The sequence below is a fragment of the Paenibacillus taichungensis genome (assembly GCF_050994985.1).
Taxonomy (GTDB): Bacteria; Bacillota; Bacilli; order Paenibacillales; family Paenibacillaceae; genus Paenibacillus; species Paenibacillus taichungensis.
This window is the reverse complement of sequence record NZ_CP194720.1, coordinates 2,835,278-2,849,207: the sequence shown is the minus strand read 5'-3', so window position 1 is coordinate 2,849,207 and position 13,930 is coordinate 2,835,278. Positions and strand designations below refer to the sequence as shown.

11 protein-coding genes are annotated in these 13,930 nt (G+C 46.0%); 8 read left to right on the top strand and 3 right to left on the bottom strand.

What is annotated here, in order from left to right:
- Nucleotides 1-61: 61 nt before the first annotated feature.
- From ACR1R9_RS12730 to ACR1R9_RS12710, 5 genes are read left to right on the top strand one after another with little or no spacing between them, the layout of a single operon-like run.
- Complete coding sequence (locus ACR1R9_RS12730; protein ID WP_076288454.1) at nucleotides 62-952, top strand: carbohydrate ABC transporter permease; 891 nt, start codon at nucleotides 62-64, stop codon at nucleotides 950-952.
- Nucleotides 952-1,758, top strand: coding sequence for a carbohydrate ABC transporter permease (locus ACR1R9_RS12725; RefSeq protein WP_062318999.1), 807 nt, complete (start codon nucleotides 952-954; stop codon nucleotides 1,756-1,758). Before ACR1R9_RS12730 ends, ACR1R9_RS12725 begins: the two co-directional genes overlap by 1 nt.
- A gap of 50 nt (nucleotides 1,759-1,808) precedes the next feature.
- On the top strand, nucleotides 1,809-3,575 hold the full coding sequence (locus ACR1R9_RS12720; protein ID WP_433923524.1) for a glycoside hydrolase family 2 protein: 1,767 nt from the start codon (nucleotides 1,809-1,811) through the stop codon (nucleotides 3,573-3,575).
- Between the two features lie 17 nt (nucleotides 3,576-3,592).
- Nucleotides 3,593-5,377, top strand: coding sequence for a glycoside hydrolase family 2 protein (locus tag ACR1R9_RS12715; RefSeq protein WP_433923525.1), 1,785 nt, complete (start codon nucleotides 3,593-3,595; stop codon nucleotides 5,375-5,377).
- 12 nt (nucleotides 5,378-5,389) lie between these two features.
- Nucleotides 5,390-6,400: an aldose 1-epimerase gene (locus ACR1R9_RS12710; RefSeq protein ID WP_433923526.1), complete on the top strand. Its 1,011-nt coding sequence runs from the start codon at nucleotides 5,390-5,392 to the stop codon at nucleotides 6,398-6,400.
- Nucleotides 6,401-6,505: 105 nt separating this feature from the next.
- On the opposite strand, the gene ACR1R9_RS12705 is transcribed toward ACR1R9_RS12710, so the two are convergent.
- Genes ACR1R9_RS12705 through ACR1R9_RS12695 form a run of 3 tightly spaced genes read right to left on the bottom strand, consistent with a single transcriptional unit; the run spans nucleotide 6,506 to nucleotide 9,245 of the window.
- Nucleotides 6,506-7,036 (bottom strand): chromate transporter, encoded by a 531-nt coding sequence (locus ACR1R9_RS12705; protein WP_099854255.1) that lies wholly within the window; start codon nucleotides 7,034-7,036, stop codon nucleotides 6,506-6,508.
- Between the two features lie 24 nt (nucleotides 7,037-7,060).
- Nucleotides 7,061-7,714, bottom strand: a complete 654-nt coding sequence (locus ACR1R9_RS12700; RefSeq protein ID WP_076288458.1) for a chromate transporter — start codon at nucleotides 7,712-7,714, stop codon at nucleotides 7,061-7,063.
- Nucleotides 7,707-9,245: a sulfatase family protein gene (locus ACR1R9_RS12695; RefSeq protein ID WP_433923527.1), complete on the bottom strand. Its 1,539-nt coding sequence runs from the start codon at nucleotides 9,243-9,245 to the stop codon at nucleotides 7,707-7,709. The genes ACR1R9_RS12700 and ACR1R9_RS12695 overlap by 8 nt, the downstream gene beginning before the upstream one ends.
- Before the next feature lie 123 nt (nucleotides 9,246-9,368).
- Between ACR1R9_RS12695 and ACR1R9_RS12690 the strand changes: the two genes are divergently transcribed.
- The 3 genes from ACR1R9_RS12690 (at nucleotide 9,369) to ACR1R9_RS12680 (ending at nucleotide 13,810) form a co-directional block, all read left to right on the top strand.
- Nucleotides 9,369-10,223: an AraC family transcriptional regulator gene (locus ACR1R9_RS12690; RefSeq protein ID WP_433923528.1), complete on the top strand. Its 855-nt coding sequence runs from the start codon at nucleotides 9,369-9,371 to the stop codon at nucleotides 10,221-10,223.
- A 74-nt stretch (nucleotides 10,224-10,297) separates the two neighbouring features.
- A complete protein-coding gene (locus ACR1R9_RS12685; RefSeq protein WP_433923529.1) occupies nucleotides 10,298-12,097 on the top strand; it encodes a sensor histidine kinase in 1,800 nt (599 codons plus the stop codon).
- A gap of 3 nt (nucleotides 12,098-12,100) precedes the next feature.
- Complete coding sequence (locus ACR1R9_RS12680) at nucleotides 12,101-13,810, top strand: response regulator (RefSeq protein WP_433923530.1); 1,710 nt, start codon at nucleotides 12,101-12,103, stop codon at nucleotides 13,808-13,810.
- Nucleotides 13,811-13,930 lie beyond the last annotated feature (120 nt).

Below are 13,930 nucleotides of genomic sequence, written 5' to 3'. Positions count from 1 at the left end.
GTAATCACCATCTCTAGACAAGAAATCGCCGGCTTGCGTGCCAATCAAAGGGGAGACGCATATGAAGATCAAAAAAATGAGAGCGGATATGCAAGCGTTGGTATTTCTGCTTCCATTCTTAATTATTTATGGTTTATTTACGATCTGGCCCATGATTAAAGGTGTGGAGATGACCTTCTACAAATGGACGCTGATCAAGAAAATGGATTTTGTTGGCCTGGATAACTTCCGTAAAGTTTTTCAGGACAGAGAGGTTTGGGAAGCGATCTGGCATTCAACCTTCTTTGTTTTCTTGAGTACACCGACCATGATTATACTCGCGATTCTGCTGGCTTTGATTGCCAACCGAAAATCGTCTTTACAAAAGTTCTACCGCATCATCTTCTTTATACCAAGCGTACTCTCCGTTGCCGTCGCAGCTTATCTGGGTTTATTCGTATTTCAGCCTTATACGGGATTCGTCAATTCCGTCCTGCATCTTGTTAGGTTATTGCCTCAAAATTCCGAAATATTCTGGCTGACGGAAACGGGGCTCGCCTGGGTCGTTATTACCGTAATTACCTTGTGGTGGACAGTCGGATTTAACTTTATTTTGTATCTTTCCGCCATGCAGGAAATACCGGATGAAATTTATGAAGCAGCAAGGCTGGATGGTGCAAGTGATACACAAATATTTTGGAGGATTACTCTTCCTTATCTGAAGCCACTGACCAAAACCATTACCATGTTGCAAATTATCGCTTCCTACAAGGTCTTTATGCAGATTTATGTCATTACAGGCGGGGGACCGCTGGATCAGACACGTCCGATTATCCAGTTAATCTATCAGACCGGATTCAAGAACAACAACCTGGGCTATGCCGCAACGATGTCCTACATTTTATTCGTGATCCTGCTGGTGCTGTCGGCGCTGCAATACTGGATGACTAACCGGAAAGGGGCGGAATACTGATGAAATGGTTATATCGCACAGGTTCTGCGTTGATGGCGGTTATGTTTGCGGCCCCACTTGTGTGGATGCTGATGGTCTCCATCAAAGAAGAAGGCATGAAGATTATTACGGTCCTGGACTGGTTTAAACCGCCATACTCACTTGCCGTCTATAACGAAATTCTGACAACGACAAAGCTATCACAGTGGGTGGTTAACAGTTTGTTCGTCGCTGTAGTTGTAACAGTACTAACTGTGATTTTCGCGGCGATGGCTGGATTTGCTCTGTCCAAAGTACCGTTTCGTTTCCGTACATTTGTTTTTTTCTTCATTCTTGGCGGGCTGCTGATTCCGGGTGAAGCAACCATTATTCCACTTTATCAGGTAGCCAAGGATTTGCATTTGCTGAACTCATACAGTGGATTGATTATTCCTGCTTTGGCTTCACCTGTAGCTGTCATCGTGCTCAAAAGCTTCTTCGATGGGGTTCCGAATGATCTGCTGGAGAGTGTGCAAATTGACGGTGGAGGCTTTTGGCGAATCTTTACCAGCATCATGCTGCCTTTGACTCGTCCGGCCATGGCATCGATGGCGATTCTGACATTTATCGGTTCGTGGAACAATTTCCTTTGGCCATTCCTTTCCATAACCGATGATAATCTGTTTACGCTGCCAATGGGTATCCCAACGCTAATGGGTCAGTATTCAGAAGATTACGTTAAACCAATGGTTATCAATGCAGTGGCTTCTGTTCCCATCATTATATTGTTTATCATTTTTGAGAAACAGATTGTTAAAGGCATCAGCATGTCCGGTATTAAGGGTTAACACTTTTTCAGGCCTATGAGCCAAATACAGAGGAGATCGGAGAGAACAAGATGACAACTAAATTTTACTACAAGGATTATCCAAGACCGCAATTTGTACGCAATGAGTGGTTGGATTTGAATGGAGAATGGGATTTTAGTTTTGATGACAATCAGGTGGGTGAAAGCGAGCAGTGGTACGACCACAATCAGTTTCCGGAAGGGACGAAAATCAAGGTTCCCTTCACGTATGAGACCCAAGCGAGCGGTATCGGAATCGAGACATTTCATCCTCTGGTCTGGTACCGCAGAAGTGTTCAGATTCCCCAGGAAGCAAAAGGGAAACGGAGCATTCTGCATTTTCAGGGAGTGGATTATCACGCAAAATGTTGGGTGAACGGAACGGTTGTTGGTGAACATGAAGGAGGGTACGCAGCGTTTTCATTCGACATTACCCCTTATGTCACTTACGGTTCGGAGAATAACATTGTGCTTGAAGTAGAAGACAGTCAGAGCGCGATGCAGCCTCGGGGGAAACAACGCTGGGTGGATGACAATTTTGAATGTTTTTATGTGCAAAGTACCGGGATATGGAAAAGTGTCTGGCTGGAGCATGTGAGTGAAGCAAGGGTTGAAGCAGTTAAGATGACACCGGATATCGATCGTCATATGATTCGTGTGGACTTTCAATTGAATGGGATTGAAGGCAAGAACAACTTGCGTTTGGAGACACGGATTGAGCTGAAGGGTCAGCATGTGCAAACTATTAGCCTATCTCCAGACAGACCCTGGATGACCGTGGAAGCTAGTGTCAAACATGAAGCAGGCGGTCCGTGGAAACAGTCGTTATGGTCACCGGGCTCACCGAACCTGTACGATATCGAGTTTGTGATGTATGAAGATGAGAAAGAAATTGATCGGGTTCATTCCTATTTTGGTATGCGAAAAATATCGATTGAAAATGGGCAGATTCTACTGAACAATGCTCCGTTGTACCAAAGAATGATTCTGGATCAGGGCTATTGGACAGAGAGCCATTTGACCCCACCTTCAGTGGAAGCGCTGGTTGAGGATATCGATAAAATTGCCGAGATGGGATATAACGGAATCCGTAAACATATGAAACTGGAAGATCCACGCTTTTTGTATTGGTGTGATGTAAAAGGCATGTTGGTCTGGTCTGAGATGGCAGCAACCTTCGAGTTTAATGATGAGGCAGTGAGCCGATTCACCAAAGAATGGCTTGAAATTGTACCTCAGCAATACAATCATCCCAGCATCATTACCTGGGTGCCATTTAATGAATCGTGGGGAATACCGACGATTGGTCACGAGGTAAGGCAGCAGCAATTCACGCAATCCATTTACCATCTCACCAAAGCCATTGATCCGTATCGTCCGGTCATTACCAACGACGGATGGGAGCATACGGTATCGGATATTTTGACAATCCATGATTATGTGGAGACGGGAGAAGCCTTTCTGGAACGGTATCAGGATAAGGACTTGATCGTAAATAACAAGATTGCTTCCAATCGATGGAAGTTTGCATTTGCTGAAGGTTACCACTATAAAGGACAACCCATTATCATCAGTGAATTCGGCGGTATTGCTTTCCAATCGGATAAAGGCTGGGGTTATGGCAATCAGGTGGACTCGGTTGAAGCCTTTATTGAACGTTTCCGTTCCATCACCGAAGCGATCAAAGCCATTCCCTATATCTCGGGCTATTGTTATACACAGGTCACCGATGTGCAGCAGGAGATTAATGGTCTGTTGACGGAAGACCGTAAACCGAAAGTGCCACTGGAAGTGATTCGTAAAATTAATCTGGGGTGACAGGAGAGCTGAACATCATGCTGCGACAGGATTATCCAAGGCCTCAATTTGTACGTAAAGATTGGCTGAGTTTGAATGGGGAATGGGAATTTGAATTCGATGATGATAACAAGGGACGTTCGGAAAAATGGAGTGAGGGCAAGCAAGCATTCAGCCGCCGAATCCAAGTGCCATTTGCTTTTCAAAGTCAACTTAGTGGCATTGCAGATCCGGAATTCCACGATAATGTATGGTACAAACGAACCTTTGACATTCCGGAGAGCTTCACTGGCAAACGTCTGCTGCTGCACTTCGGAGCCGTGGACTATGAAGCCTCTGTCTGGGTCAATGGACAGCTTGTGGTTCGGCATGAAGGGGGACACACCCCTTTTCATGCCGACATTACGGATGCTCTGCTGGAAGGAAACAATACGCTAACCGTACAAGCGATAGATTATAGCAGGGATGTAACATTACCGCGCGGGAAGCAGTTCTGGCAGGAGCAATCTGCCCAAATCTTCTATACCCGAACAACTGGAATATGGCAATCGGTGTGGCTCGAAGCTGTCGCACCCTTTCATCTGCAGAAGGTGCGCCTGACTCCCGATGTTGATCGCAACGAGATCGAAGTTACTGCTCATCTTCAGTGGGAGCAAACAGAACCAAGGGATTGGCACGCACAGGATGTCAGGCTCCGTGTACAAATTGCCTATCAAGGAGAGCAGCTGTCTGAGGATGAATATCGGATTAGCGGCAGGACACAGACCCGTACCATCGGGCTTCACACCTTTAACGAGCATGGCCTTGGCAGGCTGTGGTCACCAGAGCAGCCCAATCTGTATGACATTCATTTCACTGTATTGGTGGATGGTGTGCCTGTCGATGAGGTAGATAGCTATTTCGGCATGCGCAAAATCTCTATTGAACAAGGTAAGCTGTTTCTGAATAACCGACCTTATTATATGAAGCTTGTTCTGGATCAAGGGTATTTCCCGGATGGAAATCTGACTCCACCGAGTGACGAGGCCATCCGGCGTGATGTGGAATTAACGAAGGAACTGGGGTTTAACGGCGCCAGAAAACACCAGAAGATTGAAGATCCGAGATATCTGTACTGGTGTGATAAGCTGGGACTGCTGGTGTGGGGAGAGATGGCGAATGCGTACGATTTCTCGGATCAATACGTCGCCCAGATAACAAGGGAATGGCAGGAGGCGCTGGAAAGGGACTACAACCATCCATGTGTTGTGGTCTGGGTACCTCTTAATGAAAGCTGGGGTGTTCCGAACATCCTGACCAGCAAGGAACAGCAGTATCATGCCTTGTCGATGTATTATTTGACCAAGTCACTGGATTCTACCCGTCCGGTCATTTCCAATGATGGCTGGGAGATGGTTCAGACCGACTTGTATAACATCCATGATTATGAATGGAGAAGAGAGGTTCTGGAGGAACGCTACCGCACTCGTGAAAATGCGGTAAAAGCCCTTCCGGGCAGTCGAAAGCTTAGCGTGGGTAACTATCGTTATGAAGGACAGCCCATTTTAATTACCGAATTCGGTGGAATCGGGTATAAGAAAAGTGACTGGGAAGGCTGGGGCTACTCCGGAGCGGAAAATGACGAAGATTTTGCACAGCGATTGCATGCCGTAGTACAGCCACTATTGGATTCTCCAGTGGTAGAAGGATTTTGTTACACCCAGCTGACGGACGTGGAACAGGAAATTAACGGTCTGCTGACGTATGACCGACAGCCCAAGATGCCGATGGAACAGATTCGGGCGATTATTGAAGGACATTATCCATCGTCGGCCGGCGAATAAGGAGGGGAATACGTGTTGAATACAAAGGAGACAAGTAGATCCTGGGAAGGCGATTTTCAAGGGGAAAAGGCCATTTACCTTCGCTTTGGTTCCAGTGAGGCTGTTATGCTGCCGGAGATCGGTGGTAATCTTGTCGCTTATCGTGATCTTGAGCGGGGGCTTCGCTTCCTTCATGAACCGTCACCAGAAGAGATGGATTCATTCAAGGCAAGACCCATGATTCACGGGATCCCCGTTCTGTTTCCGCCAAATCGCTATGAGGACGGGCGGTTTGCCTGGAACGGGCAGACGCTTCAGTTTCCGGTCAATGAGGAAACCACAGGCAATCATTTGCATGGATTTTTGTATAATACGCCCTGGGTTGTGGATGAGTATGGAAATACCGAGAATGAAAGCCATGTCTCGGTGTCCATAACTGTTGATGAAACTCATCCGATATACGTATGCTTTCCTTTTCAATTCAGTATTACATTACGTTACTCGCTGAGCAGTGATGGACTCATGCAGCATGTCCGCATTCGCAATCATGGAAGCTCGAGCATGCCGTGCCTGATCGCTTTTCATACCTCAATTAACGCTCCCTTTAATCCGGGAGGATCGGCTCGTGATTACAAGCTCAAGTTGACCATTGGAGACAGATGGGAATTGAATCAACGTATGCTGCCAACGACCTGTTTTCAGCCCTTGATTCAGGAGGAAGAGCAGATGCGTGACTCCGGGGTATATCCGTTCTTTGCAGAAATGGATAATCACTACACTGCTGTACCGCAAAACGGGAGAAACCGGATGGAGCTTCAGGATACGAAGGTTGGAATGACATTGGTTTACGATGTGGGAACTTCATATAAACAATGGATGATCTGGAACAATAATGCGGAAGAAGGTTTTTTCTGTCCCGAACCGCAGATCAATCTTGTGAATGCACCAAATCTGGATATGCAGGCCGAGGAAGCTGGATTATTTAGTCTGCATCCGGGAGAAATCTGGGAGGAAACGAGTAGGTTGTATCTGCGTCATTCGTAAAAATAAAGATGAAGGGGAGCAGCCAGGACAGCTAATGCTGTGATCGCTGCTCCTTTTAAAAACCAATGAATGCAGTGAATTCAGCCTGTCGTCGCCACACTGAATTTAAAATAAGATAATGCCTGCTGCTCCAGCCACACTGAGAATCAGAAGGGGATGAAGCTTGTACTTGAGCAGGAGAAACAAACAAACTCCGCTAATAAGTAGTGTCGTGATCCATACCCAGCTTATACCTGCCTCTTCAGTTGGATATCCAAAATGAATGGCAGCATAGATAATGAGTCCCGTCGTTACAGGGCGCAAGCCATATAAAGAGGACTTTACCCATGAGTTGTCGTGCATCCGATAAAATAAGGCGGAGAGTAGCACAATTACGACGAGTGAAGGCAAAATCATACCTGCAGTAGAGACAGCGGCTCCGATATAACCTGCCGTCCGATAGCCAATCAACGTTGCGGCATTGGTTGCAATCGAGCCGGGCGCCATACCGGCCAGTGCTACAGTTTGTTGGAATTCAGCGCTTGTGAGCCATCCTTTTTCCGTTACCTCGTGTTGAATGATCGGAATAACGGCGTAACCGCCACCAAATGAAACGAGGCCTACACGTATAAACATCATGAACAGGTCCCAGTACATCTCAATCGCTCCGATTCGTCTTACTTAAATGTAATATTCCAGTTCCGGATAGCTGCCTGTTACAGACTTCTTCTCCATTTTCACTTGAAGGCCCAGTCGTTTTTTGATCCGAATCACGGCCATGCCGCATATCAATCCCGAAATAATAAGATAGAGGGGATGGATTCCTGCAAACAACAGCACGGCTACGGTCACAATGGCAGCTATTGCTGTTGTTGTATCTAAGATGGAATATCTGGCCGTCCGATAAGCTGCCATGCTAATTAATGCAATAATGCCACCGTTCATTCCTTTTAAAGCAGCTTCAACTTTGGGTTGGTTACGAAATAGGATGGCGAACACGCTGATCAGGATCACAATCAAAAACGTGGGACATGTCACGCCGATGACGGCAGATACAGCTCCCGCAATTCCTGCCTGGCGATGTCCGATCATCGCAGCGGCATTGACGCCAACTCCTCCGGGAGCCGAGCCGGCAAGCGATATAAGCTCACCGATCTCGTCCTCTTGCATCCATTTTTTCTTGTTCACCACTTCGCGTTCAATAATTGGCAGCATCGCATATCCGCCTCCAAAGGTGGAAGGACCGATGCAAAAGAAAGTCCAAAAAAGCTGGATCAGTAACATAAATTGTTCGTTCAGGTTCTTAATGCTACCCTTATCCTTTCCATCACGCATGATGAATTCGAGGCATCGGCATGGACTCCTTGCCAAGCTCAGCCCAGATATATTTGAGCAGAAGCTCAGACTTGAGCTCGGTGTACTCAGGTTCATTCCACAAGTTAAAACGTTCATCAGGATCCTGTTCAAGATCGAAAAGTTCACCATAGGTTTGATTGTAATAGACGGTGATTTTATACCGCTGTTCGATATATGTTTTTTGATGAATCGTCGTGGGTTCGTGTCGAAATTCGCAGAGAGCATGATTACGAACGGCTTCCTTGGCGCCCATCCACACTTTCTTCTGATCGATGCCCGTCATGGCATGCGGAATTGCAATGTTGCAAAGAGACAAGAAGGTAGGAGCCAGATCGACCAGCGATTGTATGGCATTTGATTTTTTCGCAGCAGGCACCTCACCAGGATATCTTACGATAAATGGGATTTTGATAAGATCTTCGTAATGGAATCCACCCTTGGCCTGAAGACCATGCTGTCCGAAGAAATGACCATGATCGGTTGTGAAAACGACGATCGTATCGTCTGCAATACCCAACTCATCCAGCTTATCGAGAATTTTGCCAATATATTTATCCATCATGCTGATCATTCCGTAATACACGCCGACCAGTTTTTTCTTGTCATACTTCGTTAGCCGGGATTTGTCGCCATATTCATAATAATGATGCGAACGGTAACCGTGAATGCCGAAGCCGGTTTCAACCAGATGCTCAAAATTCGGATTCTCCTCCTGGGTCAGTTGAAAATGTGGTGGGTTACGATCATGCTCTCCAGGTGTTATAGAGGGAATCGTCAGATCATCGGGGTCATACATGGAATCCCAAGGTTCCGGTACCAGATATTCCGGATGCGGGTCGAAAAAGCTGGCCCACAGAAAAAATGGATCATCATCATGGGTGTATTGCTCCAAAAGTGAATTGGTTCGTTCGGCGATCCAGGTGTTGTAGTGATATTGCTCAGGGATGGGCCACGTATACGTTACGGAAGGGTCCATCGTCCCAGTTGGGGGAAGGAAGTAATCCCTCCAGTTCGTACATCCCTGTTCTTCCAGCCATAGCGCGTAATGCTGACCGACATGCGCTTCATTCGTATGATTACGTGTTAACTCTACATGGTCAAAGCCGTAAAATGGACCGTGGAAATGTCTCCAGTACTCCAAATCCTGCAGAATGGGATACGCTTCAGACGACGGGTATTCCTCTGTAGATTTTAAAGGCTGAAAATGTGCTTTACCTACTAGGGCAGTGCGGTAACCTGCCTCCTGGAAACTTTCCCCGACGGTATGACGATCTTCAAGCAGTTTTGTGCCTAACGTCCAGGCTCCATGCTGACTGGGGTACATGCCTGTAATAATAGAAGCACGGCTAGGGGTGCAGGTAGGGTTTGGGCAATAAGCCCGATCAAACGTTGTTCCTTGCCGGGCAAGCCGGTCCAGATTGGGCGTGGAAATCTCAGACTGAAAAGCCCCGATTGTGTTCCAGTGCTGCTGGTCACTAGTGATTAGCAAAATGTTAGGTGTTCTCGACAAGTGTAATCGCCTCCTAGTAAGATGATATTGAAAAAAACGAGTTATCAAAATAGCCCGGTGTTATATTTTTATTGTCATTTTGTTATGATCGAACAAAATAGGAGAAGGAGGGAACTCTCTACGATGCAGGAATATGAGTATGAGTATGCAGAATTCATCTACTATAAGCCAGGATATTTGGATAAAGAGGAACATATCTGGCCAGTGCGAGCAGGGCGAAGTATAGCCAAATCCAATTACCGGGTTGGCCCCAAACGTATCGAGTGTTACAGTCTTCATTTTGTGCGTGAAGGTATGATTAGGCTTGAGTTTGATGGCAAGCGAGTGGACCTGCAGAAGAATGATCTGTTTTGTCTGTTTCCCGGCAGAACCTATTACTATCACATGCTTGCCTCGGAATCTCCATTGCAAATGAACTGGCTAGCATTGGATGGGCCTAAAGTCAAACCTTTATTGGAGCTGGCCGGCTTGACTCCGGAAAGTCCGTTTGGCAAACAGATGTGTTCTCCACAGGTCCAGGAAACGTCGGAACGTCTGATTCATGCATTAGCATGTGTGGAACGGTGGAAGCCAGCAGTATCGCTGGAGTTGCATGGGTTGGTATATGGATTGTTAGCCAGTATTGTTCCAGACACCAACTATGCACAGCCTACAGAATTGGCTGGCTGGATTCATGAATGCATGGATTACATGGAATTGCATGCAACAGAGGGCATTTCCGTGCAGCAGGTTGCCGACTTTGCAGGGGTTCATCGTTCATATTTCTCCAACATGTTCACCACTCAGGTTGGACTGCCTCCGTTAAAATTCATGCAGAGAATACGAATGGATAAGGCCAAACAGCTTCTAAAGGATACGGATGCTACTGTTACGGAGATTGCTTTGTCGCTGGGTTATCCGAATTTATATTCATTTACCAGAGCATTCAAAATCTATTATAAAGTACCTCCAATCATGATGCGGAAAACCTCAAGCTGATCCTGAATATACCGATGTCCAGTATGGAGAACGCTTACTTTTTTTAATGGATCATGAAAAAGGAGACTCCCACAATGAAGCTCTCTACATTGCAGAGATGGATTTCACCGAAACGCAGCATTCAAGGGAAAATTTTTATCGCTTTTATTGTCGTTACGCTAGTATCCATTATTTTGATTACGGTCATTGTTTATATGAGCATGCGTGAGACGATTACGCAAAATGCCATTACGTCGGTTTCGGACAGCATCAGGCAGGCAGATGAATCATTGAATATAATGCTGGAAGAGATCGATCGGCTGAATACGGTCGTGGTGACTAACAAAAACACGGTCATTGACACTTTGCTCAGTCCGAATGAAGAGATCAGCTATGAGTGGTTTCAGGAGCAGAAGCGGATGGATGAATTTCTATCGTCGCTGATCGATTATAAAGCTTACATTTCACGGATAGCCGTTGTGGGCCTGAGCGGGAAAGTTTTTTTCTCAGGTGGACCTTGGCTGGACAGGACCATCTTGGGTACCCCAATGATGAATTACATGCTGCAAAATGGATCAAAGCACGCATATTTCAAGCAGACAGGGGTGTCAAATGCCGTCACCATCGGTCGGGAAATCCGTTATAACCGTGCGACTATTGGGTTTGTCATGGTGGATCTTAATTATGAGTTTATCCAGAAAACATATGACGTGAGACCAACTACAGATAGCATGATCTATGTACTCGACAAGGGAAATCAATTCATCTATGAAACCCGAAATGATTCACCTCTTACTCCATCTTATCAGCAAATTAAGGAGATCAATCAGCAATTTAAAACGGATGGTGAAGCAGTCAGGCGGTACATTGATGGAAAAGAATTTATCGTTGTTTGCCGTCAATCCGACTATACTGGGTGGAGTACTATTTCTTTGGTTCCGATGGATTCTCTGCTGACCGAATCGGTGAAGCTGCGCAACCTGCTGGCAGAGGTGTCCATTATTGTGTTTGTCGTTGTTCTGATCGTTTCTCTTCAAGTCTCTTCCCGAATTACCCTGAATATCCGGAAACTAAAATCACTAATGATGTTGGTTAAGGATGGGAACCTGACACTTCCCAAAAACGAGATTAACAGTGAAGATGAGACAGGACAACTGTACCATGTCTTTAACGGCATGGTGGAAGAATTGAAAGATCTGCTCGAAGGAATCCGCGTCAGCGAGAAAGAGAAGCGGGAAGCTGAGCTAACTGCGCTCCAAGCACAAATCCATCCTCATTTTTTATACAATTCGCTCAATACGATCAAGTATCTGGCCAGGATGAACGGAGTGCCAAACATTGAAGCGGTCTCGGGATCGTTGATTGAGCTCATGCGAAGTGTCCTCGGTAATTCAAGCGAATTCATTACGGTTCGTGAAGAATTGGCATATGTTGAGCACTACATCTCCATCATGAAGTACAGATATATGAAGCCAATTCGGATGATTACCGAAATTGAAGATGACGATTTGCTGGATTGTCGGGTGTTGAAGCTGATGCTGCAGCCCATGGTTGAAAATGCAATTATTCATGGAATCGGACCACTCGAACAGGATGGATTCATATTGATACGGGTGTATGAAGAAGGAAACAATCTCCATATTGATGTGGTGGACAACGGAAAGGGGATCACGGAGGAGCAGCGGGAGTATTTACTGAAAGGTACGGGTACAAACGGAGAAACCTCACGTTTTAGTGGAATGGGTGTACGTAATGTACACGAACGAATCGTTCGCACGTACGGCGACTCGTATGGCGTCCATTTGTGCAGTGAACCGGGGGTGTACACTAAAGCTGAAATTCGGCTCCCCAAACTGGAGGAAAGTGTGGAAAATAACAAACGAGAGGTGATATAAGCCATGTTTCAGGTGCTACTCGTCGATGATGAACCGTTAGTACGCCATAATCTATGGACCTTATTGGACTGGGCTGACTATGGATTTGAATTATGCGGTCAGGCGCATAATGGGTTAATTGCTTTAACGATGATTGAGCAGTCGCCACCGCATATTGTCATTATTGATGTAGATATGCCTGAAATGAGCGGTGTAGAGCTCAATCGGACAATCAAGGAACGTTTTCCAGGGGTTAAGACGATTATGCTTAGCAGCTATGACGATTATGATTATGTGCGGGATTGCCTGAACAATGGCTCCATTGATTATTTGCTTAAACATCGATTGGACGAGTCAACACTGCTCAACATCCTGAATAAAGCCGTATCGGAATTGCAGCAGGAGAATCGGTTGCGGGAGAAACAGGTCGCCGAGAGCATCATAGCCGAGAAAGTGAGTCCCGAGGATATGCGCGATTATTTGTTGTATTTGCTCAAAAGACAGACGAAGACAACGTACGGGTTTGAAGACGTTTCCCAGAAAGACAATCTATATCCGCATGCGTCCAGATATACAACAGCAGCTTTACAGATTGTTCCGTTCCTGTTGCTGACAGAGTCTTACAGTGACGTGCAGACCAATGGCCTGGTTCAGCAGGTCGTCGATATGATGCAGCAGAGCCTGGGTGATATCCATGAGCGGACAGCGGTGTACGTTGAGGAAGGGCGATTTGTTATCGTGTTTTCTTTCAGGGAACGAAGCGAGCACATCATGCAGCGTGAGGTAGACGGACAACTGCGGAAGATTCAGCATGCATTGGAACTGTTCCTGAATTTACAAAGTGTAACCGCAGTAGGACCTATATGCACCAGTCTGTCACAGCTGGCATCCAGTTACTGTTCAGCCGAATACGAACTCGATGGATCTTCGTCTGTGAAAACGTTCAGAAGTCATACCCTCCAAAATGAAACTCCATGTTCGGACAAGCATTCATCGGATAAGAATTCAGATGAATTCCATCAACGCCAGCGCGTTTCCTTGACAATCGAGGAGCACAAGCAGCTTTTATTATCCATAGAAAGGTTTGATAAGCAAGGCGTGCATCAATTGATTTCCTCCATTTTTGCTTCGATAGACGACCTACCTATCCATTCACATACGGTTCAGATGGTTGTCAGCGAGCTCATGCAAACGGGTGATAAAGCATGGAGGACCTGCTTGCCTTCTACAGATCCAGAGGTAGCTAATCTGCCTTCAAGAAGCGAGCTTGGGCGCATGAAAACGATAAGAGAGCTGGAGCAAGGCCTGCAATCCTTTTTCTCCAGCTTGTTTCATTTGCTGAATCAACATCGTGTGATCGGTTCCTATTCTCGCCATGTCACGCAGACGATCCAATTCATTCTGGAGAGGTATTCCGGTTATGTCACATTGGAGCTTGCGGCAAGCGTAATTGGCCTGAATGCCTCCTATTTAAGCAGAATATTCAAGGAGGAGACGCAGCGGACTTTTTCAGAATATGTGAATCAGGTTCGAATTGATGCAGGGTGCAAGCTGTTGGACAGCGGCCGATACTCGATTAAAGAAATAAGCATGCAAGTGGGATTTACGACACACAACTACTTTTTCAAAGTATTCAAAGAAATAACGGGTTTAACACCACAAGCGTATTTGAGCAATCCAGGAAAAAGGAAGAACGAAACTCCCGACTTTGCACATGGGAAACTAGGCAGATAAGAGCAGAACTCTAAACTCGTAAAATATGTGGAGTAAAGGGTCATATTATTGTAATTACCTTCCATGCCCGGTGAATTATAATGAGCACACACCAACCGTGAACGCTTACAAATTACGTTG

Excerpts from the sequence above, each read along its gene's own strand:
- ACR1R9_RS12730 (WP_076288454.1), top strand. The coding sequence starts at position 62 with ATGAAGATCAAAAAAATGAGAGCGGATATGCAAGCGTTGGTATTTCTG.
- ACR1R9_RS12725 (WP_062318999.1), top strand. The coding sequence starts at position 952 with ATGAAATGGTTATATCGCACAGGTTCTGCGTTGATGGCGGTTATGTTT.
- ACR1R9_RS12720 (WP_433923524.1), top strand. The coding sequence starts at position 1,809 with ATGACAACTAAATTTTACTACAAGGATTATCCAAGACCGCAATTTGTA.
- ACR1R9_RS12715 (WP_433923525.1), top strand. The coding sequence starts at position 3,593 with ATGCTGCGACAGGATTATCCAAGGCCTCAATTTGTACGTAAAGATTGG.
- ACR1R9_RS12705 (WP_099854255.1), bottom strand. The coding sequence starts at position 7,036 with ATGTACTGGGACCTGTTCATGATGTTTATACGTGTAGGCCTCGTTTCA.
- ACR1R9_RS12700 (WP_076288458.1), bottom strand. The coding sequence starts at position 7,714 with ATGCGTGATGGAAAGGATAAGGGTAGCATTAAGAACCTGAACGAACAA.
- ACR1R9_RS12690 (WP_433923528.1), top strand. The coding sequence starts at position 9,369 with ATGCAGGAATATGAGTATGAGTATGCAGAATTCATCTACTATAAGCCA.
- ACR1R9_RS12685 (WP_433923529.1), top strand. The coding sequence starts at position 10,298 with ATGAAGCTCTCTACATTGCAGAGATGGATTTCACCGAAACGCAGCATT.
- ACR1R9_RS12680 (WP_433923530.1), top strand. The coding sequence starts at position 12,101 with ATGTTTCAGGTGCTACTCGTCGATGATGAACCGTTAGTACGCCATAAT.